Here is a 22,278-nt window from a genome sequence, read left to right on the forward strand (position 1 = left end):
TACCGTCGGTAGCGGGGCCGCAGCTCAGGGAGGGGCAGCGGCAAGGGAGGGAAAAACATCATGTTCAATGCTGCGCGCCGGCGCTCGCTCGGGCGGGCCGCGGCCATCATCACCACGGTTGCCGCGGGTCTGGTCCCGCTTGCCGCCACGACCGCCCCGGCCCAGGCCCGGGGCTTCACCTACACCACGAGCCCGTACTGCGGGACGACCATCAAGAAGGCCACCGGGGGCTCGTGGAAGTGCTCGTTCTCCGACGACTTCAACGGGTCGGCGGTCGACGGCACGAAGTGGTCGCCGCTGCTCACCTCGAAGACCGGCGTCGCGACACCTGAGTGCCGGATCGACTCGAAGGAGACCATCTCGGTCTCGAACGGCGCCGTGCACCTGACCACGCTGCGCAAGCCCGGCTACGTGTGCTCGACCATGGCCGGCACCTACACGACGGACTTCGTCGGCGGCGGGATCCAGTCCAAGGGCAAGTTCAGCCAGACGGCCGGACGCTTCGAGGCCCGGATCCAGTTCCCCGGGAGCACGACGGCCGGCATCCACAGTGCCTGGTGGCTGTGGCCCGAGAAGCAGCTCTACGGCTCGCTCGGCGGGGAGCTGGACGTCGCCGAGTGGCGTTCGGGGCAGGCGGACCACGTGCTCCCGGCCGTGCACTACGACGAGGGCGGCGTCCCGTCGACGTTCGCCAACCTGGACTGCGTCGTGTCCACGCCGGGCGCGTGGCACACCTACGCGCTGGAGTGGGTCGGCGGCACGATGACCTTCATCTACGACGGTGCGGTGGTCTTGACGAAGCAGATCCTCGATGGCGGCGGCCTCGTCGCGCCGGCGCCGTTCGACGAGCCGTTCTTCATGATCCTCAACAACGGCATCGGCGGCGGGCTCAACGTCCCGACCGACAGCACGGCGCTGCCGTCGACCATGAACGTCGACTACGTGCGCGTCTGGAAGTGAGCCGGGGCTCAGCGACGGGTGGCGATGATCGCGGCGGCATCGGCGGCGACCATCACCTCGACACTCGTGAAGCGCTCGTCGCTGAGCCAGCCCTCGCGGAGGGTGTCGACGCGGCCGTCCGACACGGGTGGCCAGCCCGCGCACGGCACGAAGTCGTCGAGGACGACGATGCCGCCGGGCTCGACGAGGTCCGCGACCGAGTCGACGTCGACCTCGGTGGGGGAGCCGGAGTCGAGGAAGAGCAGCGAGAAGGGGCCCTTGTCCCGCAGTGTCGACCAGTCCGCGGCGAGGACCTCGACCTGCGGGTCGTCGGCGAAGATCTCCTGCGCTGCACCCGCGAGACGCGCGTCGAGCTCGGCGCTCAGGATCATCGCCCCGGGGCGTACGCCGCTGCGCAGCCAGGCGGTGCCGACGCCGCAGCCCGTGCCGAACTCGGCGAGCACACCCGACCGCGTCGCGGCCAGGGCCGCCAGCAGGCGGCCCGTCTCGTTGCGGCAGAAGGAGACGTAGCCGGCGCGCCGGGAGACGTCGAACGCACGCGCGACGACCTCGGGCAGCTCCAGCGGGGCACTCATGTCACGAGTCTTGTCGCGGGTGGGGCAGGTGAGACCTCGATCTCAGATCCTGAGCGACCTTCGAGAAATCCATGACACACGCCCGTAACACGCCGTACGGTATGTCCACCATGTTCGGCGTGCTCGTACTCATCGACTGCCGCGGCGAGGCCTGATACGGAAGGCCACCTCGTCGCGGTGTTCGGCGTTGCGGTCTTCCTTCTTCCTCACTCTCCACCCGCCACGTACGGAGCACGCTCATGAACTACCGCATCACCTTCTGGGGTCCGGCCAACCACAACCCGGAGAACCCGACCTCGTTCGAGGCCGTCTCGCACGCGCTTGACCTGCGAGACACCGCGGGCTTCGCGCCCGAGGACAACTAGATTTCGTTGACATGACCAGCATCAAGCTCGCCGTCATCCCCGGTGACGGCATCGGCCAGGAAGTCGTGCCCGAGGCACTCAAGGTCCTCGCGGCTGCCACCCCGGAGGGGGTGACCTTCGAGCAGACCCACTACGAGATCGGCGCGGAGCGCTACCTCGCCACCGGCGAGGTCCTGACCGACGAGGTGCTGGCCGACATCCGCACGAAGGACGCGATCCTCCTCGGCGCGGTCGGCGGCAAGCCCGGCGACCCGAACCTGCCCCCGGGCATCCTCGAGCGCGGCCTCCTCCTCAAGCTCCGCTTCGAGCTCGACCACTACGTCAACCTGCGTCCCTCGAAGCTCTTCCCCGGTGCCGCGTCCCCGCTCGCCAACCCCGGCGACATCGACTTCGTCGTCGTCCGCGAGGGCACCGAGGGTCCGTACACCGGCAACGGTGGCTCGATCCGCGTCGGCACCCCGCAGGAGGTCGCCACCGAGGTCAGCCTCAACACCGCGTTCGGCGTCGAGCGCGTCGTGCGTGACGCGTTCGCCCGCGCCCAGAAGCGCCGCAAGAAGCTGACGCTGGTCCACAAGACCAACGTCATCGTCAACGCGGGCAAGATCTGGACCCGCCTCGTGGCCGAGGTCGGCGCCGAGTACCCCGACGTCACCGTCGACTACCAGCACGTCGACGCGATGATGATCCACCTGGTCGCGAACCCGTCGCAGTTCGACGTCATCGTCACCGACAACCTCTTCGGTGACATCGTCACCGACCTCGCTGCCGCCGTCACTGGTGGCATCGGCCTGGCTGCCTCCGGCAACGTCAACCCCGACCGCACCACGCCGTCGATGTTCGAGCCGGTCCACGGCTCGGCCCCCGACATCGCGGGCCAGCAGATCGCCGACCCCACGGCCGCGATCGGCTCCGTCGCGCTCATGCTCGACCACCTCGGCTACCCCGAGGCGGCGGCGAAGATCGACGCAGCGATCGTCAAGGACCTCGAGAACCGACAGGGCCAGGGCCCGCGGAAGACCTCCGAGGTCGGCGACGCGATCGCGGCCCTCGTAGCCGGCTGACAGCCCGCTCCCACGTCATCGGGGCGCCGGGCACGAACGACGTGCCCGGCGCTCTTCCCATTTCCCCAACGGAGGTTGGATACCGTGAGCCCCATGCAGATCAGCACCACGCCGGCCCCGCAGCCGGTGGACGACGCCCGCCTTGCCGAGATCCTCGCGGACCCGGGCTTCGGCACCTACTTCACCGACCACATGTTCACGGTCGAGTGGACGCCCGAGAAGGGCTGGCACGACGCGCGCATCACGCCGTACGGGCCGATCACCCTGGACCCGGCCACTGCCGTCCTGCACTACGCGCAGGAGACCTTCGAGGGCATGAAGGCCTACCGCCACGAGGACGGCTCCGTCTGGACCTTCCGCCCGGAGGCCAACGCGGCCCGCATGGCGAAGTCGAGCCGGCGCCTGGCGCTGCCCGAGCTGCCCATCGAGGACTTCGTCCAGGCGGTCGACGCGCTCGTCGCCGTCGACGAGCGCTGGGTGCCGACGTCGGAGGGGGAGAAGAGCCTGTACATCCGGCCCTTCATGTTCGCCTCGGAGAAGTTCCTCGGAGTCCGGCCCTCGCACCACGTCACCTTCATGGTCATCGCCTCGCCGGCGGGCTCCTACTTCAAGGGAGGCCTGAAGCCGGTCACCCTGTGGCTCACCACCGAGTACACCCGCGCGGGCCGCGGCGGCATGGGTGACGCGAAGACGGGCGGCAACTACGCCTCGTCCCTCGTCGCGCAGCAGGAGGCGTACGCCCAGGGCTGCGACCAGGTCGTCTTCCTCGACGCCCAGGAGGGCATGTACGTCGAGGAGCTCGGCGGCATGAACCTCTACTTCGTCTTCAAGGACGGCCGCGTCGTCACCCCGGCGACCAGCGGCACGATCCTCGAGGGCATCACGCGCGCGTCGATCATCGAGCTGGCGAAGGGGCTGGGCCACACGGTCGAGGAGCGCAAGTTCTCCATCGACGAGTGGCGCGACGGCGTCGCGAACGGCGACATCGTCGAGATCTTCGCGTGCGGCACGGCCGCCGTCGTCACGCCGGTCGGCACGCTCAAGGAGGCCGGCCGCGAGACCCCGGCGCCGACCGCCGAGGCCGGTGAGCTCACCACCAGGATCCGCGAGGCCCTGGTCGACATCCAGTTCGGTCGCGCCGAGGACACGCACCACTGGATGCACAAGGTCCTCTGACGTGGAGGCAGTCCGCGTCGGGCGCTGGACCCTGGTTCGCCGGCTCGGTGAGGGCGGCATGGGGGTCGTCCACCTCGCGGAGGACGAGCGGGGCCGCCTCGCGGCGCTGAAGGTCCTGCGCCCGCACGTGGTCGGCGACGAGGAGGCGCGCGAGCGCCTCGAGCGTGAGGTCGCGACGCTGTCGCGGGTCGCCTCCCCGCTCGTCGCGGAGATCGTCGACTCCGACCCGTGGGGGCCCGTCCCGTACGTCGCCACCCGCTACATCGACGGGCCGTCACTCCACGACGAGATCACCGAGGCCGGGCCGTTCACCGGGCCGGACCTTCGCCGCTTCGCGATCTCGCTGGCCAAGGCGCTCCAGGCGGTGCACGGCGCGGGGGTCATGCATCGCGACGTGAAGCCGTCCAACGTCGTCCTCGACGGGATGACGCCGGTCCTCATCGACTTCGGCCTGGCGCGCCTGGGCGACGACACGAAGATCACGCGCACCGGCTTCCTGCTGGGCACGCCGGGCTACATGGCACCCGAGGTCATCGCGGGCGACGAGCCGGGGGCGCCGGCCGACGTGCACTCGTGGGCCGCGACCGTCGCCTTCGCCGGCACCGGCCGGGCGCCGTACGGCTCGGGCAACGCCATGGCGGTGATGGATCGCGTCCGTCGGGGCGACCACGATCTCGACGGGCTCGACCCGTCGCTGCGGATCGCTGTGGAGGCGGCCCTCGACCCCGACCCGCTGCGCCGTCCGACGCTGACCGCCCTGGTCCGTGTGCTCGATGCGCGCAACGCGGCCCTGCTGCCGTCCGGCGTCCCGCCCCGCACCGTCGCCGCAGCCCCCGCGACGCGCGTCATGCCGGTGGACGAGCCGCCGCTCGTCATCGACGACGAGGACGACCGTCCGCTCTGGTCCGAGGCGCCCGCCGGACGGCGCGTGCCCGTGGGGGAGCGGCTGCGTCGCTGGACGCTCGGTCTCGGCCTCCTGCTGCTCGTCGCCGCGGGTGTCGCCGCCGCCCCGATCCAGGTGCTCGCCGCCCTCGCGCTGGTGGTCGCCGTCCTGCGTTGGGGAGCCGTGACCGCCGACGGGCACCGCTCGCGTCGCGACGCCCGCGGCCGCCGCTGGTACGACGTCCCGCTGGCGTTCCTCAAGTCGCCCGTGGACCTGCTGGTCTCGCTCCCGGTGACCGTTCTGCTCTGGAGCGCGGCCGGTGTCGTCGGAGCCGTCGCCGTGCTGGCTGCGGCTCTCGCCGGCGCGCCGCGCCTGCAGTGGTCGGCCTGGGCGGGCCTCGGCGTCGGCTTCGGCCTGCTGCTCGGCCCGGGCTCCGCCCGGCTGCGGCGCCCCGTCCGGGGGATGCTCGCGCCCCTAGCCCGCACGGGCGGGGGCTGGCTGCTGACCGCTGCCGCGTTCGTCGCGCTGGGCGGCGCGCTGGCCTGGTCGGTCTGGGCGCACGGTGTCCAGTGGGCGCCGCTGCACGAGGCTCCCTGGGACCTCGACTGGCGCAGCCGGCTGCCCTGACAGCTGAGGGTCCGACGGCCCGGCCCACGACGTCATACGGCGCGCACCCCCGGGGTGCGCGCCGTACGACGTCGAGGACGCTGCGTGGGTCAGGCAGACGGGATGGTGGTCGCCCGCTGGCCGGGGACCCGCGTGCGCTGCCGCGTGACCTGGTTCTCGATCGCGAGGCGGCGCAGGGCGGTGAAGAACGCGTCGTAGAGAGCGGTGCCGGCGGCAGCGACCAGGGCACGCATGTGCGGGTCGGCCTCGATCACCGTCGCGACGTCGTTGCGGGCGACGTGGGACGCCGCCTCGGCGTAGACCCGCATGCGGTCAGCGGACGGCGCGACGCCGATGCCGTCGAGCGCGGTCAGCGTCTGGGCGAGCGCACCGAGGTGCGGTGAGTCCTCGCTGATGCTCCAGCCGACCTGGTCGACGAGCTCGCGGGCGGCGGTCAGGTCGAGCCGGTCACCGTCGATCCCGGAGGTGCCGGCGGTCGCGAGCGACAGCATCTCGACGGTGTCGAGCGGGGCAGCGTCGGCGTCGGCCTGCGGCGCCGCGAGGGCCGCGAGGACGCGCTGGATCTCGGCATGGCTGAGCTTGCCGATCTCGAGGAGGGCGCGCACGAGGCGGAGTCGCTCGAGGTGGCTCTGGTCGTAGATCGCCTGGGTCGCGCTGGTGGCCCGGCCTGCGTGCAGGAGACCCGTGCGCAGGTAGAACTTCACGGTCCCGACCGGCAGGTCCGCTGCCTGACTGAGCTGACTGATGCGCATGACGTGCTGCTTCCTCCCTAGTGCCCCCGCACGCGAGTCTACGTGGGCGCGAGCGGGCGCGCACACGACACGTGGCACAATGAACGTATGCAGCGCCACATTGCCATTGGCTAGCGCGTCAGCCGCCCCGGCCGACGCGCATACCTCTCGTCCGCGAGGGGTTTTTTTGTTGCTGCACCCGAACCACACGAGACCGACAGACAAGGCTGGGCCGATGGACCTGCAGGGCGCGTTCCACGTCTACGACACCACGCTGCGTGACGGCATGCAGCAGGAGGGGCTCAACCCCACCGTCGCGGACAAGCTCGCCATCGCGCGCCAGCTCGACGAGCTCGGCGTCGGCTTCATCGAGGGTGGCTGGCCGGGCGCCAACCCCAAGGACACCGAGTTCTTCCGCCGCGCCGCGACCGAGCTCGACCTCAAGCACGCGAAGCTCGCTGCGTTCGGGGCCACCCGCCGTGCCGGCGTACGCGCCGCGGATGACCCGCTGATCGCTGCCCTGCGCGACTCGGGTGCCCCCGTCGTCACGCTCGTGGCCAAGTCGCACGACCGCCACGTCGAGCTCGCCCTCCGGACCACCCTCGAGGAGAACCTCGCGATGGTCCGCGACACCGTCGCCCACCTCCGCGAGAACGGCCAGACCGTCTTCCTCGATGCCGAGCACTTCTTCGACGGCTACAAGGCCAACCGTGCATACGCGCTCGAGGTGCTGCGGGTCGCGTTCGAGGCGGGAGCGGAGGTCGCGGCCCTCTGTGACACCAACGGCGGCATGCTGCCCGCCTGGGTCTCCGACGTGGTCCACGACGTCCAGACCTCGACCGGTGGACGTGTCGGCATCCACTGCCACAACGACACCGGCACGGCCGTCGCCAACACCCTCGCCGCCGTCGACGCCGGAGCCACGCACGTCCAGGGCACCATCAACGGCTACGGCGAGCGCACCGGCAACGCCGACCTGATCTCCGTCGTCGCGAACCTCGAGCTCAAGCTCGACCGCCAGGTGCTCCCGCAGGGCCTCCTGCGCGAGGCGACGCGGATCGCCCACGGCATCGCCGAGGTCACCAACGTGCCTCCCGCCTCGCGCCAGCCGTACGTCGGCTCCTCGGCGTTCGCACACAAGGCCGGCCTGCACGCCTCCGCGATCAAGGTCGACCCGATGCTCTACCAGCACATGGACCCGATGGGCGTCGGCAACGACATGCGCCTGCTGGTCTCCGACATGGCCGGCCGGGCGTCGATCGAGCTCAAGGGCAAGGAGCTGGGCTTCGACCTCTCCGAGAACAAGGAGCTCGCGACCGCGATCACGAACCGGGTCAAGGAGCTGGAGTCGCAGGGCTTCAGCTTCGAGGCGGCCGACGCGTCGTTCGAGCTGCTCCTCGCCGAGATGGTCGAGGGCGAGCGTCCGGCCTTCTTCGAGATCGAGTCGTGGCGCGTGGTCACGGAGACCCTGCCGCAGGCGGCTGCCCACGGCGGAGGGGCCGGCGAGGCGGTCTGTGAGGCGATCGTGAAGCTCCATGCCCAGGGGGAGCGCTTCGTCCTCGTGGGCGAGGGCAACGGCCCCGTCAACGCGCTGGACCACGCCCTGCGCCAGGCGATCGGCCGGGCCTACCCCGAGGTCGCGAAGTTCGAGCTGATCGACTTCAAGGTCCGCATCCTCGACCAGGGCCACGGCACCGACGCGATCACGCGCGTGCTGATCGAGACCACCGACGGCACCACGTCCTGGGTCACGGTCGGGGTGGGTGCCAACATCATCGAGGCGTCGTGGCAGGCGCTGGTCGACAGCGTCACCTACGGTCTGCGCAAGCACCAGGCCTGAGGCCGCGGGGGCCGTGTGACCCAGATCTCGTTCCGGCGGGAATGCAGGTGCGGGAATCATGGTTGACGCGTCATACACCTGCTTCGCAACCCACCTCAGGAGATTCCCGTGACCAAGGTCCTCGCCCTCGTCGGCTCGCTCCGTGCCGACTCCGTCAACCGCAAGCTCATCGAGGCCGTGCAGGCGCAGGCCCCGGAGGGCGTCACCATCGAGATCGCCCAGGGCCTCGGCGAGATCCCGTTCTACAACGAGGACATCGACGGCGACGCCGCTCCGGCCGCCGCCCAGGCGCTCCGCGACCAGGTCGCCGCGGCCGACCGCCTCCTCTTCGTCGTCCCGGAGTACAACGGCTCCACCCCGGCCGTCGTCGCCAACGCCATCGACTGGGCCTCGCGTCCGTTCGGTGCGGGCTCCATCAAGGACAAGCCGACCGCCGTCGTCGGCACCGCTGTCGGCCAGTACGGCGGCCAGTGGGCCCACCAGGACACCCGCAAGTCGGCGGGCGTCGCCGGCGCGAAGATCGTCGAGGACATCGAGCTCTCGCACGCCTACGCGTGGGGCACCGACCCGTCGCAGGACGCCGAGACCGTCGCGAAGTTCGCCGACGCCGTCGCGAAGCTCGCTGCCGCGAACTGACGCTACACGTGGTGAGGGCGCGCCGCGCCGCTCGCCTCAGCTGAACCAGGTGGGAGCCTGGGCCCGGAACTCCTCCGGGTCCAGGCTTCCTGCGTTCTCCGGCAGGACGGCCACCACGGGTACGCCGGTGACGCGCGGCAGCTCGGTGCGGTTCAGTGTCTCCGCCTGGTCGGGCTCGGCCGGCCAGCTGCCGATGACGAGCCCCGCGGGCTCGAGGCCGGCATGGCGCAGGGCCTGGACGGTGAGCTCGGTGTGGTTGAGCGTGCCGAGGCCCGCGCGGGCCACCACGTAGACCGACACGGGCTCGCGCTTCGCCAGGTCTGCGGCCAGGTCGAGGAGGGTTCCGCCCTCGGTGTCGAGGCGAACGAGCAGCCCGCCCGCTCCCTCGACGAGGACCGTGGCGTGGTCGGTGAGGAGGTGGCGGATGGCGGTTGCGTGCTCGGCTACCCGGGGGAGCGCGACCTCCCGCAGGCGGGCCGCGGTGTCGGGGGCCAGCGGGTCGGCGAGCTCGACGAACTGCGCGGTCGGCGCTCCGGACAGGCGGGCCACGACATCGATGTCGCGCTCCTCGCCGTTGCCGGGCGCGATGCCGGTCTGTGCGGGCTTGACGACCAGCGGCCCGCCCAGATGGACGGCCAGTGCCGCCGTGGCGACCGTCTTGCCGACGCCGGTGTCGGTGCCGGTGACGATGACGATGCGGCTCATCGGTGCTCCTTGGCGATCCTGGTGACGACCTCGGTCGCGCGGGCCCAGTCGGCGTCGGGGACACCGGCGTTCGTGGTGATCCGGAGGCGGCTGATGCCGTCGGGGACGGACGGCGGCCGGAAGCAGGCCACGCGGACGCCCTCGTCGAGGATCGCGGCCTGGGCGGCCAGGGCGGCCTGGGGTGAGGGCATCGGCACCGAGAGGACGGCGCCCGCGGGTGCCTCGACGGCGAGGGCGTCGGCGAGGGCCCCGACCCGCGTGCGGATGACGGCCGGGAGGTCGGGATGGGCCCGCAGGTGGCGCAGCGATGCCAGGGCGCCCGCGGCTGATGCGGGCGCGAGGCCGGTGTCGAAGATGAAGGGGCGCGCGGCGTTGACGAGGTGCTCCCGGAAGCTCGCAGGGCCCAGGAGGACGCCTCCCTGGGCGCCCATCGCCTTCGACAGAGTGACGGTGACGACGACGTGGGGGTGGCCCGCGAGGCCCGCCGCGTGCACGAGGCCGCGGCCGCCGTCGCCCACGACGCCGACGCCGTGGGCCTCGTCGACCACGAGCAGGGCGCCGTGCGCGGCGCAGATCGCGGCCAGCTCCTCGAGGGGTGCGGCGTCGCCCAGCACCGAGTAGATCGACTCGACCAGCACGAGCGTCCGTCGACCGGGGTTCGCGGTGAGGATGCGCGCGACGTCGGCGGCGTCGTTGTGGGCAGCGACGGCGACCTCGGCGCGGCTCAGGCGGGCGGCGTCGATCAGCGACGCGTGCACGTGGGCGTCGGAGACGATCAGGTCGCCCCTGCCGACGAGCGCGGCCACCACGGAGAGGTTGGCGTGGTAGCCCGTCGAGAAGGCCAGGGCCGCCGGCCATCCTGCGAGCTCCGCGAGCTCGTCCTCCAGCTGCTGGTGCACCTCGAGCGTGCCGGTCACGAGGCGTGACGCACCGGCGCCGGCGCCCCAGGTGAGTGCGGCGTCCGCGGCGGCCCGGCGTACGTCGGGGTGGGTGGAGAGGCCGAGGTAGTCGTTGCCGGCCAGGTCGATGACCGGGTCGTGGGCGCCACGGGGCCTCAGCACGCGACGCAGGCCCGCGGCCTCGCGCTCCGCGACGCGGTCGGAGAACCACTGCTCCCAGCTCATGCGGTGGCCTCCAGGGATGCACGGGTCGCGGCGTGGATCGCTGCGACGATGGTGTCGACCTCGGTGTCGGTGCACACGTACGGCGGCATCGCGTAGACCAGGTCGTTGAACGGCCGCAGCCAGGCGCCTGCGGCGATCGCGGCGTCGGTGGCTGCCTTCACGTCCACCCGTTGCTCCAGCTGGACGACGCCGACCGCCCCGATCGTGCGCACGTCCTTCACGCCCGGCAGGTCGCGCAGGGACGCCAGTCCCGTGGCGAGGCGGCCGCCGATCCTGGCGACGGTCGCCCTCCAGTCCGTGCGGGTGAGCACGCGCAGCGACTCGACGGCCACGGCGCACGCGAGCGGGTTGCCCATGAAGGTCGGGCCGTGCATGAGGACACCGGACTCCGAGGCGGAGATGCCGCGCCCGACGGCCTCGGTGGTCACGACCGCCGCGAGCGTCAGGTAGCCACCGGTGAGGGCCTTGCCGAGGCACAGGACGTCGGGGCGCACCAGCTCGGAGACGAAGAGATGGCCCGTGCGGCCGAAGCCCGTGGCGATCTCGTCGAAGACCAGCAGCATCCCGAGCTCGTCGGCCACCTCGCGCATGACCTGCAGGCACGCGACCGGGTAGGGCCACATCCCGCCGGCGCCCTGGAGCAGCGGCTCGACGACGATGCCGGCGAGCTCGTGGGCGTGCTCGTCGGCCACCGCGCGGAACGCCGTCGCCCAGGCCTCGACCTCGGCCGGGCCCGCGTCGTACGCCGGAGGGCGCGGTGCGAAGACGTGCTCGGGGAGCACCCCGCGCCACATGCCGTGCATGCCCCCGTCCGGGTCGGTCACGGACATCGGATGGAAGGTGTCGCCGTGGTACCCGCCGCGCACGGTCAGGAACCGGCGTCGCTCGGGGCGACCGACGCCGCGCTGGTGCTGCAGCACCATCTTGAGCGCGACCTCGACCGCGACCGAGCCCGAGTCGGCGAGGAACACCTTGTCGAGGCCCTCGGGGGTCAGCTCGACCAGGGCGCGGCCGAGCGTGACCGCCGGGGAGTGCGTCAGCCCGCCGAACATGACGTGGCTGAACCGGTCGACCTGGTCCTTGACGGCCTGGTCCAGACGCGGGTGCCGGTAGCCGTGGATCGCCGACCACCACGAGCTCATGCCGTCGACGACGTTGACGGCGTCGGCGGGGGAGCCGCTCTCCGAGAGCCAGAGCCGTGCACCCGAGGCGCCGACGACGGCGCGGACCTGGGCCGGCGCCGTCATCGACGTGTACGGGTGCCACAGGTGCTCGCGGTCGAAGGCGAGCAGGTCCCGGGGCACGGCGTCACTCATGGAGCAGGGATCAGGCGTTGGCCGGGACCTCGGTGCCCGCGCCACGGCGGCGGATCACCGGCTTGTGCGGGTCAACAGCCTGCTCGGCGGCCTTGTCGGCGGGGGACAGGGCGGTGCAGCCGCCGCAGCCGTCGCCGCAGGCGGAGCCCGCCGAGGAGCCACACGGCGTCGTGGCCGGCGCGTGCTGGTGGCCTCCGCGCGGAGCGTTGAAGACCTCGTCGAAGGTGCCGTCGTTGAAGGCGTTCTCCTGGCCCAGGATGACGAAGCCGTTGTCGCGGATCATCTCGAGGTCGTCGCGCGCGTCCTGGCCGGTCGAGGTCAGGTAGTCGCCGAGGAAGATGGAGTTGGCGACGTGCAGCGCCTGGCCCTGGAGCGAGCGCAGGTGCATCTCGCGACCACCGGCGATCCGGATCTCCTTGTCGGGGCAGACGAAGCGCGCCATCGCCAGGATCTTCAGGCAGCGCTGCGGGGAGAGCTCCCAGGTGTTCTCGTACGGCGTGCCGTCGAACGGCATGAGGAAGTTGACCGGGATCGAGTCGGACTCGAGCGCCTTGAGCGCGAAGAGGGCCTCGACGAGCTGCTCGTCGGTCTCGCCCAGGCCGGCGATCAGGCCGGAGCAGGGGGAGAGGCCGGCCGACTTGGCCTTGCCGATCGTGTCGACGCGGTCCTCGTAGGTGTGCGTCTGGACGATGTTGTCGTGGTTGGACTCGGCCGTGTTGATGTTGTGGTTGTAGGCGTCGACACCGGCCGCCTTCAGGCGCTCGGCCTGGCCCTCCTTGAGCAGGCCGAGGCAGGCACAGACCTCGACGCCCTCGTACTCCTCCTTGAGGGCCTCGGTCATCTCGACGACCTTGTCGATGTCCTTGTTGGACGGGCCGCGACCGGAGGAGACCATGCAGACGCGCGAGGCGCCGCCCTTGAGGCCGGCGCCGGCCTGGGCGATCGCGTCGTCCTTGGAGAGGTAGGAGTACTTGAGGATGTCGGCCTCGGAGCCGCGCGCCTGGCTGCAGTAGTTGCAGTTCTCGGGGCACAGGCCCGACTTGAGGTTGACCAGGTAGTTCACCTTGACCGTGTTGCCGAAGTGCTCGCGGCGCAGCCGGCCGGCAGCGGCGACCACCGACATGAGCTCGAAGTCGTTGGCCTGCAGGACCGCGAGGGCCTGCTCCGGCGTCGCGGGCGTGCCTGCGAGGACCTGGTCGGCGATCTGGTCGAACTGCGTGCTCATCGGTGCTCCTCGGTGCGGTGGGGCCGCTGTGGTCGTGGTGCCCTCGCCTGGGTGACTTCTCCGGGGCTACCTGAACGGTGTTCAGGTTAGGGTGTGCGACGTGGCTTCGCCAAGTTCTCCCGCCCCGGTCTCGAGCGCGCCCGCACGGTACCGCCGTGCGGACGTCGTCGATCGCGCCATCGACCTGCTCGAGGAGGTCGGGTTGGAGGGCCTGTCGATGCGGCGCCTCGCCGGCGATCTCGGCGTACGGCCGAGCGCGCTCTACCACCACGTCGCCTCCAAGCAGGAGCTCCTCGGAGCGGTCGCCGACGAGATGCTCGAGAGGGGCCGGCGCGCGACGGAGGTTCTCGGGTGGCAGGACGAGCTGCGCCTCGCGTGCGTCGAGCTGCGCGACACCATGCTGCGGCACCGCGACGGGGCCGCCGTTCTCGCCACAGCCCGGGCCCAGGGTGTCGGCGGCACCGACCCGGTGACGAGGATGGCGGCGGTGCTGGCCTTCAACGGAGCCGACCCGGAGCTGGCCCGCGTCGGCGCCCAGACCCTCTTCCACTTCGTCTTCGGCCACGTCGCGGACCGTCAGGCCGCCGGCGTCGCCGGGGAGCCGGGAGACGCGGATTTCGCGGTCGGGCTCGCGATCGTCCTGCGTGGACTTGAGACGAGGGTTGGGACGCACGGGGATGACAGGTCATCATGACCTCCATGCGTCGTCTCTCGGTCCTCCTCGTCCCCGCTGCGCTGCTCCTCGCTGCCTGCGGCGGCGGCTCTGACGCGCCCTCGGGGTCCGCGCTCCCGACGACGACCAGGCAGTTCGTCCAGCAGGTCTGGAACGGGTGGACCGACGCCGACCGTGCCTCCACCTGCCACGACTACAAGGTCGACCCGGCGCGCACCATCACGCACCTCTTCCCGGAGAGCTCCGGCATCCCCGAGTCGGACGTGAAGGACCTGCTGAGCCGCTCCTGCAAGTGACCAGGGCCTGCGGCTGAGGCAGCGGCCCTGAACGCCCCCGGTCCGGTCGTCGGCGCCGGCTGCGGCGGCCGGAGCGGTCAGGCCTTCGGTACGGCGACGCGGGTCTCGACGCCGCGCCCGCGCAGCACGACCGGCTCACGCTCGAGCCAGTGGTCCCGCTCGGTGGCTGCGGCCGCGAGCAGGGCGGCGTTCGCGACGCAGCGCTCGGGGTGCTCCTTCGCGACCGAGGTGAGGCGGGCCGCCTCGTTCACCGCGTCACCGATGACGGTGTACTCGTAGCGGTCGGCGGAGCCCACGTTGCCGCAGACGACGGGGCCGCCGGAGACGCCCACTCCGGCGGCGATCTCGGGGACCTCCTGCCGGAGCCGGTCGGCGAGGACGCGGGCTGCGGCGAGCGCCTTGGCGTCGCGGTCCTCGACCGCCACCGGTGCGCCCCAGATCGCGAGCGCCGCGTCGCCCTCGAACTTGTTGATCCAGCCGTCGTGCTGGTGCACGACGTCGATGACCGTGTCGAAGAACCGGTTGAGGAGGCCGACGACCTCGGTCGGGTCGAGCTCGGTGGCCATCGTCGTGGAACCCATGACGTCGACGAAGAGGACGGTCACCTCGCGCACCTCGCCACCGAGCTGCACGCCCTTGGCGAGGGCCTCCCGCGCGACGTCGACACCGACGTGGCGGCCGAAGAGGTCGCGCAGCTGCTCCCGCTCGCGCAGGCCTGCGACCATGTCGTTGAACCCGGCCTGCAGCTCGCCGATCTCGGTGCCGTCGTCGATGGCGACCCAGGTGTCCAGCTTGCCGCGGCCCACGCGCAGGAAGCCCCTGCGCAGCGCGCGGATGGGATCGGCGGTCGCTCGGGCGGCGAGGAAGGTCACGAGTCCGCCGACCAGGACGATCACCGCGCCGAGCGAGATCATCGTCGCCCCGAGCTGGGCGTACGACGTGGCGTCGGCGCCGAGCACGATCGCGGTGAGCCCGGCGAGCATCAGGCCGATCGCGGCAGCACCGGTGCCGAGCAGCCAGGCCATCGTCACCCGCACCGAGACGTGCCCGACCTTGTGGTGGGCCGGCAGTCCGGTCTCGAGGGCCGCGCGGGTGATCGGCCGGATCCGGCGTTCGACGATGAGGAAGGAGAGCGACGCCACCGTGATGCCGGTGATCGCGACGATCACCACGATGAGGCCTGCCCGGCCGGCGTTGGAGGGGACGTTGACGACACCGAAGAGCGCGGAGGCGAAGCCCCACAGGGTCAGGTGCATCCACGCGTAGAACTGCGGCGTCCTGAGCAGTGCCCGCTTCTCGCGGTCCGTGGCCGGGCGCCGCTCCACGAGCCAGGTGTCGAGGCGCCGCTGGCGGCGGACGCCCCAGATGGTCCCCACGACCACCGCGGTGGGGACGTACGCGGCGAGGACCGCGAGGTTGAGCAGCCGGACCCGGGTCTCGTCACCGCCCGGCAGCGGGACCACGAACGCCGCGAGCGTGAAGACGACGGCCGCGCCACCGAGGTTGGTGACGGTCAGCAGCACGGCGATCACGAAGCGGATCGCCCGGCGGCGAGGGGCGCGGGCCATGCGCGCAGCATAGGGGCGCCGCCCTGTCCCCGGAGGTCAGTCGCCGGAGGTCAGTCGCCGGCGTACGTGGGGCTGCCGAGGCGGGTGAGTGCGTCGCCGGCGAGCCGGTTGACCGTCCACTCGTCCATGCGGACGGCGCCGAGGGAGCGGTAGAACCCGATCGCGGGCTCGTTCCAGTCGAGCACGGACCACTCCAGCCGCTCGAAGCCGCGCTCGACGCACTCACGGGCGAGGGCCGCCAGCAGGTCGCGCCCCAGGCCCAGGCCGCGGTGCGACGGGCTGACGAAGAGGTCCTCGAGGTAGATGCCGTGGGTGCCGCGCCACGTGGAGAAGTTGAGGAACCACAGCGCGATGCCGACCACCTCGTCGTCGTGGGTGGCGACGTGGCCGAAGAGTGCGGGGGAGTCCCCGAAGAGCGCCCCGCGCAGCTGCTCGACGGTCAGGTGGCACTCGTCCGGAGCCTTCTCGTACGTCGCCAGCTCGTGCACCAGCTCGACGGTGCGCTCGAGGTCGGCGGGCGTGATGCGGCGGATCGCGGTGCTCATGACCGCGAGTCTGTCACCGGCTCGCACCCCCGGCGCCGGCGGTGCGTCAGGCGGCGCTGCCCGCTCCTGCAGGAACCGACACGTTGACCTGTCAACCGAGTGGTTCTCGCGCTCGCGAGAAAGAGCGTGACGCGTCATCGTGTCGGTTCGTGCAGGTCATCCGAGGAGTCGCTCGCACTCGGCGATCAGGGCCGCGCGGATCGGCGCGCCGCGCTCGGCGAAACCACGCTGCTGGGCGACGTACTCCGCCTTGCCCTCCGGCGTCTCGATGGCGACGGGCGTCCACTCCTCGCCGGTCGGGTCGAGCGTCCATCCCGTCATGTCGTACGGCGCCGCCCGCATGTCGAGGATCCGGATGTCCCAGGCCAGCTCGAAGGCGTCGGCGACCAGGTCCGAGCAGATCATCGGCGAGAGCCGGTAGGCGTGCTTGTAGAGGTCCATGCCGCCGTGCAGGCAGGCCGGCTGCTCGTACGCCGGCCGGTCGGTGGGACCGGGAGACAGGGTGTTCCTGCCGGCCGCGGATGGCGTGAAGAAGCGGAAGGCGTCGAAGTGCGAGCAGGCGATCCGGTGTGACTCCGTCACGCGATCGGTCTCGGCGGCTCCCAGCCGCAGGGGCATCGGATGCCGGTTGGGCTCGGCGCCGTGGACCATGGCCCACTCGTGGAGCCCGAAGCAGCCGAAGTTGCCGGCACGGCTCGCGGTGGCGACGAGCAGCTCGTGGACCTGCTCGATGCGGGGGCGTCGGGCCTCGACGGCAGGGTCACCTGCCGGGACGCCGGGGCTCCAGCGCAGCAGCTGCCCGGGGCGGAAGTTGTAGTACGTGAAGAGGAAGTCGTGGACCGGGTGCTTCACGCCGGCGGCGCGCCGTGCCAGGTGCGGCGTCACGTACGGCGCGAGCCTCGCGCCATGGGCCGCGGCGCGAGCCTCGACGTCCAGCGGGTCCAGCACGGTCACGCCGTCAAGGATCCGGTCAGGCGGGGGAGGCCTGCAACTTCGCGATCGCCGCGCGCGTCGACTCGGACCACGTCGCCCTCGTGCCGGCGCGGTGTCGAAGGCGACGATGACGGGCATGTCGGTGTGCGCTCACGCTGCCTCTTCGACCCCGCGGGCGCGGCCACGCGTCTAGGGTGCTCGACATGTCTGACGTCGCTGCCGGCTGGTACCCGACCCGATGCCCACCACGGGCGTCCCCACGTTGCGCTACTGGGACGGAACAGCCTGGACCGAGCACGTCGCCCCGGCCCAGCAGTACGTCTCTCCGGCGTACGCCGCCCGGCCGGCGGGGCCGACCACGCCGGACGGTGTGCCGCTGGCGAGCTACGGAGCGCGCGTGCTCGCGCAGATCATCGACATCGTGGTGCTGGTGGTGCCAAGCCTGGTGCTGACGCTGCCGTCGCAGGTCGACTCCCAGGAGCGCCTCCAGAACCTCAGCGATCGCTACCTGACCTCCACGTCCCCGGACGTCGGGGCCTACTGGCACGGCTACGTCGGCGTGCTCCGCGACCAGTTCGCGGGTGATGCGTGGGTGACCGTCATCGGCTTCCTCTACATCGTGCTGATGCTGCGCTGGAAGGGTGCGACGCTGGGCAAGCTGGCGCTCGGCCTGCGGGTGCGGCTGCGCGAGCAGCCCGGTCGCCTGCCGTGGGGCGCCATCGGGATCCGCGTGCTCGTGGCCAGCGGCCTGGCCTACCTGTGCACCCTGACCGTGCTCACTGGTTCCCTGGCGCTGACGGTGGTCGGCTTCCTGGTGATGATGGTGTTCGGCTTCCTCGACGTCCTGTGGCCGCTCTGGGACGGCAAGCGTCAGGCCCTGCATGACAAGGCCGCCCGCACCAACGTGGTCTCGGTGCGCTGACCCTCAGGCGATGACGGAGGCGGCGGCGGTGACGCGTGCAGGGCGGCGTCGGTGCCAGGCGATCACGAGGAGCCCGAGCGACAGCGTGACGGCGGGGCCGGTCAGCAGGGCACCGTAGAACGCCTGCTCGGTGGTGAAGGGAAGCCGGTAGACCACCCAGAGGACCGCGGTCACAGGTGCACCGGCCAGCATCGCGGCGTGATGGACGCGCCACTCCTCACGTGCCGCCGGCTCGGCCGCGGCACGCAGGTTCACGACCGTGAGGGCGAGGCCGAGAGCGTTGGCGACGAGCGCGGTGAGGGTGACCCGGTCCAGCCCGTCGAAGGTCGCGGCGTACCCGACGACGAGGGCGAGCAGGCCGAGGCCTCCGACGGTCGTCGCTGCCGGCTCGAGGAGGGACGTGACCGGCCGGCGGTCGACCCGACGTCGTGGCGCCGGCAGGACCCGTGAGGCGATGATCGCGGCCATCGGCGCCCAGACCGCCTCGATACAGCCGCCGGCGAGGTTCGTGACCTCCTGGGTGACCCCGGGCCAGGCCAGTCCGAGCAGGAGGTAGAGGAGCCGGAGGAACGGCGCGGTGCACAGCAGTGCGAACGCGTACGTCATGAGCACGCGGTGCGTCGCGATCTGCCCGCGCCGCGCGGCCGTGACGCCGAGGACGGTGCCCGCCAGCGTGCCGATCGCGAGCGCCCACAGTTGCAGGTAGAACGCCGGACCGTCGTACGTCCCGCCGGGGCCGACCAGGACGAGGAACGTCATCGCGCCGAGCATCGCCAGCACGGCGAGCGTCGCCTGGATGCGGCCGAGGAGGCGGTGCACCCCCGGGCGGCGCCGGCTGCGGTCGGTGAGCTGGAAGACCGCGAGGGCGATCGCGACCGAGCCGAGGGTGGTGTGGGCGAGCAGCACCCACCGGTGCGTGGAGTAGACCTGCTGCTGTTCGTGGTGGATCGAGCCGGAGCCCAGTGCATGGGCGCTGCCGACGGTCGCGCTGAAGGTGTGGTCCCACAGCTCCGGTCCGCCTCCGAAGAGTCGAGCGGTGTACTCGAAGGCCATGGGTGCGTACACGAGCACGACAGTGGCGATGACGAGCCAGGCCACGGTGGCCAGACGGATGGTGCGCATGGGGACCTCACTGGTATAACAAACGTTATGTACAAGTATCTCGCAGATGTAAAGCGAGTGCACCGGTGAGCTCCGGTGACATGCGTCGCAGGCTCGTCGAGGCCGCGGCCGAGCTCGTCGCCGAGGGAGGTGCGGCAACGCTGACCGTCCGGAAGGTCGCGGCGGCGGCGGGCACCTCGACGATGGCGGTGTACACGCACTTCGGTGCGATGGAGCCCCTCGTCGCGGCCGTCGTCGAGGAGGGCTTCGCGATGCTCGAACGGGCGTTCCTCGCCGTGGACCTGACCGATGACCCCATGCGGGACGTCGCAGCGCTCACGGCCGCCTATCTCGAGTTCGCGTCCGACCATGCAGCGCTCTACTCCGTCATGTTCGGCACGGCGCCGCTCGGTCGCTTCACGCTGCCGCTGCCGTCGACCGACCAGCGCGGCCGGCGCCAGACCCTGGACCGGGTCGCGGCCAGCCTGGAGCGGGGTCTGGCGCTCGCCCGCCTGCGCGACGGGCGAGCGGTCGACCTGTCCTTCCAGTGGTGGAGCCTCGTGCACGGATACGCGCTCCTGGAGGCCACGGGGTTCGTCGTGGCCGGACCGGGCCGGAGCCGGGTGCTCGTGCCGGGCCTGACCGCCTTCTTCATTGGGCACGGGGACGAGCCCGAGCGCGCGAGGGCGTCGGTCGAGGCGGTGCTGGGCGCCCGATAACCTTGCGCCCGTGCGCATCGTTCGATTCACCCCGCTCAGCGGCGACAGCGACGAGATCTCCTACGGCGTCCTGACGGGGGAGGTCGACCAGTTCGGCCAGCCCGAGGACGACGCGGTCATCGTCGCGCTCGCCGGCGACCCGCTCTACGTCGGCGTCAAGCTCCTCGAGAAGGAGTACGCCGTCGGCGACGTGCGCTTGCTCAGCCCGATCATCCCGCGGAGCAAGGTCATCGGCATCGGCAAGAACTACGCCGCGCATGCCGCCGAGATGGGTGGTGACGTCCCGGCCGAGCCGCTGATGTTCCTCAAGCCCAACACCTCGGTGATCGGTCCCAACGACGTGATCCGCCTCCCTGCGCAGAGCGAGGAGGTGCACTACGAGGGCGAGCTCGCCGTCGTCATCGGCCGGATCTGCCGCGACGTCCCGGCGACCAAGGAGGACGTCAGCCGCGTCATTCATGGCTACACCGTGGCCAACGACGTGACCGCGCGCGACCTGCAGCGCAAGGACGGACAGTTCACGCGCGCCAAGGGCTTCGACACGTTCTGCCCGCTGGGCCCCTGGATCGAGACCGAGCTCGACCCGAGTGACGTGCAGGTGCAGACCTACCTCAACGGTGACCTCGTCCAGGACGGCTCCACCAAGGACCTCGTCTTCGACATCCCGACCCTCGTCGCCCACGTCAGCAGCGTGATGACCCTGCTGCCCGGCGACGTCATCCTCACCGGCACCCCCGAGGGTGTCGGCCCGCTCAGCGCCGACGACGAGATCGAGATCCTGGTCTCCGGCATCGGCGCCCTCACCAACAAGGTTGCTGCCCGATGAGCACGACTCCCGTCCGCGTCCGCTACTGCCCCTCGCCGACGGGCTCCCCGCACGTCGGCCTGGCGCGCACGGCCCTCTTCAACTGGGCCTTCGCCCGCCACCACGGAGGCACGATCGTCTTCCGCATGGAGGACACGGACAAGGCCCGCAGCACCGAGGAGTCGTACGCCGGCATCCTCGACCTCTTCACCTGGCTCGGCCTCGACTGGGACGAGGGCGTCGAGGTGGGCGGCCCCCACGCGCCGTACCGCCAGAGCGAGCGCACGGACATCTACGTCGACGCGCTCGCGCAGCTGAAGGCCTCGAGCTACACCTACGACTGCTACTGCACCAACGACGAGGTCGAGGCGCGCCGCAAGGAGTCGGGCTCGAAGGTCATCGGCTACGACGGCTTCTGCCGCGAGCTGAGCGAGGCGCAGGTCGCTGCGTTCACCGCCGAGGGGCGCCAGCCGGTCGTCCGCTTCCGGATGCCCGAGGGCTCGATCACCTGGAACGACCTGGTCCGCGGCGAGGTCACCTTCGAGACGCGGTTCGTCCCCGACTACGCGCTCGCCCGTGCCAACGGCGACCCGCTCTACACGCTGGTCAACCCGGTCGACGACGCGCTCATGGAGATCACCCACGTGCTCCGCGGCGAGGACCTGCTCTCCAGCACGCCGCGCCAGATCGCCCTCTACGAGGCGCTCAAGGAGCTCGGCATCGCCAAGCAGACGCCCGAGTTCGGCCACCTGCCCTACGTCATGGGCGAGGGCAACAAGAAGCTCTCCAAGCGCGACCCCGAGGCGCACGCGCTGGCCTACCGCGACCAGGGCTTCATCCCCGAGGGGCTGCTCAACTACCTCGCGCTGCTCGGCTGGTCGATCGCGGCCGACCGCGACGTCTTCACGATGGAGGAGATGGTCGCCGCCTTCGACATCGCCGACGTCAACGCGAACCCGGCGAAGTTCGACATCAAGAAGTGCGACGCCATCAACACCGAGCACATGAAGCTGCTCAGCGAGGACGACTGCAAGCAGCGGATCCTGCCGTTCCTGCAGCGCGAAGGCATCGTCGGGGAGACGCTCACCGCCCACGAGAGCGTGCTCCTGGACCAGCTCATGCCGCTGGTCGCGCCGCGCCTGCGCAAGCTCGCCGAGGCGCCGGGCCTGGTGAAGTCCTTCTTCGTCGCCGAGGAGGACTTCCGCATCGACGAGGCCGCGAAGGCGAAGGTGCTCAACGAGGCCGGCCTCGAGGTCGTGAAGGCGGCGTACGACGCGCTGCGTGGCCTGGACGAGTGGACCACCGTCACCATCGAGGAGGCGCTCACCCAGCGCCTGGTCGAGAAGATGGAGCTCAAGCCCCGTGTGGCCTTCGGCCCGGTCCGCGTCGCCACCTCCGGCGCGCAGATCTCGCCGCCGCTCTTCGAGTCGCTCGACCTGCTCGGCCGCGAGAAGACGCTCGGTCGCCTGCAGGCCGCGCTCGGCTGAGCGCC

23 protein-coding genes are annotated in these 22,278 nt (G+C 71.4%); 13 read left to right on the plus strand and 10 right to left on the minus strand.

Features of this window, described 5'->3' with window-relative positions:
* Window positions 1–60: 60 nt before the first annotated feature.
* Window positions 61–960 carry a glycoside hydrolase family 16 protein gene (locus Q5722_RS12180; RefSeq protein ID WP_305028536.1) on the plus strand — a complete coding sequence of 300 codons (900 nt, stop codon included), beginning with the start codon at window positions 61–63 and terminating at the stop codon, window positions 958–960.
* Between the two features lie 8 nt (window positions 961–968).
* On the opposite strand, the gene Q5722_RS12185 is transcribed toward Q5722_RS12180, so the two are convergent.
* Window positions 969–1,535 (minus strand): O-methyltransferase, encoded by a 567-nt coding sequence (locus Q5722_RS12185; protein ID WP_305028537.1) that lies wholly within the window; start codon window positions 1,533–1,535, stop codon window positions 969–971.
* A 239-nt stretch (window positions 1,536–1,774) separates the two neighbouring features.
* Here Q5722_RS12185 and Q5722_RS12190 point away from each other — a divergent pair, with 239 nt between their 5' ends.
* The 4 genes from Q5722_RS12190 (at window position 1,775) to Q5722_RS12205 (ending at window position 5,647) form a co-directional block, all read left to right on the plus strand.
* Window positions 1,775–1,900 carry a hypothetical protein gene (locus Q5722_RS12190; protein WP_305028538.1) on the plus strand — a complete coding sequence of 42 codons (126 nt, stop codon included), beginning with the start codon at window positions 1,775–1,777 and terminating at the stop codon, window positions 1,898–1,900.
* An 11-nt stretch (window positions 1,901–1,911) separates the two neighbouring features.
* Window positions 1,912–2,961 carry a 3-isopropylmalate dehydrogenase gene (locus Q5722_RS12195; RefSeq protein ID WP_305028539.1) on the plus strand — a complete coding sequence of 350 codons (1,050 nt, stop codon included), beginning with the start codon at window positions 1,912–1,914 and terminating at the stop codon, window positions 2,959–2,961.
* Window positions 2,962–3,054: 93 nt separating this feature from the next.
* The gene (locus Q5722_RS12200) at window positions 3,055–4,137 is read left to right on the plus strand and encodes a branched-chain amino acid aminotransferase (RefSeq protein WP_305028540.1); all 1,083 of its coding nucleotides are present in this window, start codon (window positions 3,055–3,057) and stop codon (window positions 4,135–4,137) included.
* 1 nt (window position 4,138) lies between these two features.
* Window positions 4,139–5,647, plus strand: a complete 1,509-nt coding sequence (locus tag Q5722_RS12205) for a serine/threonine-protein kinase (protein WP_305028541.1) — start codon at window positions 4,139–4,141, stop codon at window positions 5,645–5,647.
* An 89-nt stretch (window positions 5,648–5,736) separates the two neighbouring features.
* Here Q5722_RS12205 and Q5722_RS12210 read toward each other — a convergent pair whose 3' ends face one another.
* Complete coding sequence (locus Q5722_RS12210) at window positions 5,737–6,399, minus strand: MerR family transcriptional regulator (RefSeq protein WP_305028542.1); 663 nt, start codon at window positions 6,397–6,399, stop codon at window positions 5,737–5,739.
* 214 nt (window positions 6,400–6,613) lie between these two features.
* Here Q5722_RS12210 and cimA point away from each other — a divergent pair, with 214 nt between their 5' ends.
* Together cimA and Q5722_RS12220 are read left to right on the plus strand one after the other, a co-directional pair.
* Window positions 6,614–8,218 (plus strand): citramalate synthase, encoded by a 1,605-nt coding sequence (gene cimA / locus Q5722_RS12215; RefSeq protein WP_305028543.1) that lies wholly within the window; start codon window positions 6,614–6,616, stop codon window positions 8,216–8,218.
* 108 nt (window positions 8,219–8,326) lie between these two features.
* Window positions 8,327–8,854: an NAD(P)H-dependent oxidoreductase gene (locus Q5722_RS12220; RefSeq protein WP_305028544.1), complete on the plus strand. Its 528-nt coding sequence runs from the start codon at window positions 8,327–8,329 to the stop codon at window positions 8,852–8,854.
* Between the two features lie 36 nt (window positions 8,855–8,890).
* Here Q5722_RS12220 and bioD read toward each other — a convergent pair whose 3' ends face one another.
* The 4 genes from bioD to bioB are packed head-to-tail and all read right to left on the minus strand — an operon-like array spanning window position 8,891 to window position 13,224.
* On the minus strand, window positions 8,891–9,559 hold the full coding sequence (gene bioD / locus Q5722_RS12225; protein ID WP_305028545.1) for a dethiobiotin synthase: 669 nt from the start codon (window positions 9,557–9,559) through the stop codon (window positions 8,891–8,893).
* Window positions 9,556–10,683 (minus strand): 8-amino-7-oxononanoate synthase, encoded by a 1,128-nt coding sequence (locus Q5722_RS12230; RefSeq protein ID WP_305028546.1) that lies wholly within the window; start codon window positions 10,681–10,683, stop codon window positions 9,556–9,558. Before Q5722_RS12230 ends, bioD begins: the two co-directional genes overlap by 4 nt.
* On the minus strand, window positions 10,680–11,999 hold the full coding sequence (locus Q5722_RS12235; RefSeq protein ID WP_305028547.1) for an adenosylmethionine--8-amino-7-oxononanoate transaminase: 1,320 nt from the start codon (window positions 11,997–11,999) through the stop codon (window positions 10,680–10,682). The genes Q5722_RS12230 and Q5722_RS12235 overlap by 4 nt, the downstream gene beginning before the upstream one ends.
* A gap of 10 nt (window positions 12,000–12,009) precedes the next feature.
* Window positions 12,010–13,224 carry a biotin synthase BioB gene (bioB, locus tag Q5722_RS12240; RefSeq protein WP_305028548.1) on the minus strand — a complete coding sequence of 405 codons (1,215 nt, stop codon included), beginning with the start codon at window positions 13,222–13,224 and terminating at the stop codon, window positions 12,010–12,012.
* A 100-nt stretch (window positions 13,225–13,324) separates the two neighbouring features.
* Here bioB and Q5722_RS12245 point away from each other — a divergent pair, with 100 nt between their 5' ends.
* The gene (locus tag Q5722_RS12245) at window positions 13,325–13,918 is read left to right on the plus strand and encodes a TetR/AcrR family transcriptional regulator C-terminal domain-containing protein (protein ID WP_305028549.1); all 594 of its coding nucleotides are present in this window, start codon (window positions 13,325–13,327) and stop codon (window positions 13,916–13,918) included.
* Window positions 13,919–13,923: 5 nt separating this feature from the next.
* Window positions 13,924–14,193, plus strand: coding sequence for a hypothetical protein (locus tag Q5722_RS12250; protein ID WP_305028550.1), 270 nt, complete (start codon window positions 13,924–13,926; stop codon window positions 14,191–14,193).
* 77 nt (window positions 14,194–14,270) lie between these two features.
* Here Q5722_RS12250 and Q5722_RS12255 read toward each other — a convergent pair whose 3' ends face one another.
* The 3 genes from Q5722_RS12255 to Q5722_RS12265 form a co-directional block, all read right to left on the minus strand.
* Entirely contained in the window at window positions 14,271–15,761 is a 1,491-nt protein-coding gene (locus Q5722_RS12255) for an adenylate/guanylate cyclase domain-containing protein (RefSeq protein ID WP_305028551.1), read from the minus strand.
* 50 nt (window positions 15,762–15,811) lie between these two features.
* Complete coding sequence (locus Q5722_RS12260; protein WP_305028552.1) at window positions 15,812–16,306, minus strand: GNAT family N-acetyltransferase; 495 nt, start codon at window positions 16,304–16,306, stop codon at window positions 15,812–15,814.
* Between the two features lie 156 nt (window positions 16,307–16,462).
* Window positions 16,463–17,260: a 3-methyladenine DNA glycosylase gene (locus tag Q5722_RS12265; protein ID WP_305028553.1), complete on the minus strand. Its 798-nt coding sequence runs from the start codon at window positions 17,258–17,260 to the stop codon at window positions 16,463–16,465.
* A 217-nt stretch (window positions 17,261–17,477) separates the two neighbouring features.
* On the opposite strand from Q5722_RS12265, the gene Q5722_RS12270 reads away from it, so the two are divergent.
* On the plus strand, window positions 17,478–18,161 hold the full coding sequence (locus Q5722_RS12270; protein ID WP_305028554.1) for an RDD family protein: 684 nt from the start codon (window positions 17,478–17,480) through the stop codon (window positions 18,159–18,161).
* Window positions 18,162–18,164: 3 nt separating this feature from the next.
* Here the strand turns inward: Q5722_RS12270 and Q5722_RS12275 are convergent, their stop codons facing one another.
* Window positions 18,165–19,283, minus strand: a complete 1,119-nt coding sequence (locus Q5722_RS12275; RefSeq protein WP_305028555.1) for a DUF2306 domain-containing protein — start codon at window positions 19,281–19,283, stop codon at window positions 18,165–18,167.
* An 80-nt stretch (window positions 19,284–19,363) separates the two neighbouring features.
* On the opposite strand from Q5722_RS12275, the gene Q5722_RS12280 reads away from it, so the two are divergent.
* The 3 genes from Q5722_RS12280 to gltX are packed head-to-tail and all read left to right on the plus strand — an operon-like array spanning window position 19,364 to window position 22,273.
* Window positions 19,364–19,981: a TetR/AcrR family transcriptional regulator gene (locus Q5722_RS12280; RefSeq protein WP_305028556.1), complete on the plus strand. Its 618-nt coding sequence runs from the start codon at window positions 19,364–19,366 to the stop codon at window positions 19,979–19,981.
* 10 nt (window positions 19,982–19,991) lie between these two features.
* Window positions 19,992–20,807 carry a fumarylacetoacetate hydrolase family protein gene (locus tag Q5722_RS12285; RefSeq protein WP_305028557.1) on the plus strand — a complete coding sequence of 272 codons (816 nt, stop codon included), beginning with the start codon at window positions 19,992–19,994 and terminating at the stop codon, window positions 20,805–20,807.
* A complete protein-coding gene (gene gltX / locus Q5722_RS12290; protein WP_305028558.1) occupies window positions 20,804–22,273 on the plus strand; it encodes a glutamate--tRNA ligase in 1,470 nt (489 codons plus the stop codon). Before Q5722_RS12285 ends, gltX begins: the two co-directional genes overlap by 4 nt.
* Window positions 22,274–22,278 lie beyond the last annotated feature (5 nt).

The sequence above is a fragment of the Nocardioides jiangxiensis genome, assembly GCF_030580915.1.
GTDB classification, from domain to species: Bacteria; Actinomycetota; Actinomycetes; order Propionibacteriales; family Nocardioidaceae; genus Nocardioides; species Nocardioides jiangxiensis.

What these genes read in the sequence shown, in the direction of transcription:
- Q5722_RS12180 (WP_305028536.1), top strand. Translation starts at nt 61, where the DNA reads ATGTTCAATGCTGCGCGCCGGCGCTCGCTCGGGCGGGCCGCGGCCATC.
- Q5722_RS12185 (WP_305028537.1), bottom strand. Translation starts at nt 1,535, where the DNA reads ATGAGTGCCCCGCTGGAGCTGCCCGAGGTCGTCGCGCGTGCGTTCGAC.
- Q5722_RS12190 (WP_305028538.1), top strand. Translation starts at nt 1,775, where the DNA reads ATGAACTACCGCATCACCTTCTGGGGTCCGGCCAACCACAACCCGGAG.
- Q5722_RS12195 (WP_305028539.1), top strand. Translation starts at nt 1,912, where the DNA reads ATGACCAGCATCAAGCTCGCCGTCATCCCCGGTGACGGCATCGGCCAG.
- Q5722_RS12200 (WP_305028540.1), top strand. Translation starts at nt 3,055, where the DNA reads ATGCAGATCAGCACCACGCCGGCCCCGCAGCCGGTGGACGACGCCCGC.
- Q5722_RS12210 (WP_305028542.1), bottom strand. Translation starts at nt 6,399, where the DNA reads ATGCGCATCAGTCAGCTCAGTCAGGCAGCGGACCTGCCGGTCGGGACC.
- cimA (WP_305028543.1), top strand. Translation starts at nt 6,614, where the DNA reads ATGGACCTGCAGGGCGCGTTCCACGTCTACGACACCACGCTGCGTGAC.
- bioD (WP_305028545.1), bottom strand. Translation starts at nt 9,559, where the DNA reads ATGAGCCGCATCGTCATCGTCACCGGCACCGACACCGGCGTCGGCAAG.
- Q5722_RS12230 (WP_305028546.1), bottom strand. Translation starts at nt 10,683, where the DNA reads ATGAGCTGGGAGCAGTGGTTCTCCGACCGCGTCGCGGAGCGCGAGGCC.
- Q5722_RS12235 (WP_305028547.1), bottom strand. Translation starts at nt 11,999, where the DNA reads ATGAGTGACGCCGTGCCCCGGGACCTGCTCGCCTTCGACCGCGAGCAC.
- bioB (WP_305028548.1), bottom strand. Translation starts at nt 13,224, where the DNA reads ATGAGCACGCAGTTCGACCAGATCGCCGACCAGGTCCTCGCAGGCACG.
- Q5722_RS12250 (WP_305028550.1), top strand. Translation starts at nt 13,924, where the DNA reads ATGCGTCGTCTCTCGGTCCTCCTCGTCCCCGCTGCGCTGCTCCTCGCT.
- Q5722_RS12255 (WP_305028551.1), bottom strand. Translation starts at nt 15,761, where the DNA reads ATGGCCCGCGCCCCTCGCCGCCGGGCGATCCGCTTCGTGATCGCCGTG.
- Q5722_RS12260 (WP_305028552.1), bottom strand. Translation starts at nt 16,306, where the DNA reads ATGAGCACCGCGATCCGCCGCATCACGCCCGCCGACCTCGAGCGCACC.
- Q5722_RS12270 (WP_305028554.1), top strand. Translation starts at nt 17,478, where the DNA reads ATGCCCACCACGGGCGTCCCCACGTTGCGCTACTGGGACGGAACAGCC.
- Q5722_RS12275 (WP_305028555.1), bottom strand. Translation starts at nt 19,283, where the DNA reads ATGCGCACCATCCGTCTGGCCACCGTGGCCTGGCTCGTCATCGCCACT.
- Q5722_RS12280 (WP_305028556.1), top strand. Translation starts at nt 19,364, where the DNA reads ATGCGTCGCAGGCTCGTCGAGGCCGCGGCCGAGCTCGTCGCCGAGGGA.
- gltX (WP_305028558.1), top strand. Translation starts at nt 20,804, where the DNA reads ATGAGCACGACTCCCGTCCGCGTCCGCTACTGCCCCTCGCCGACGGGC.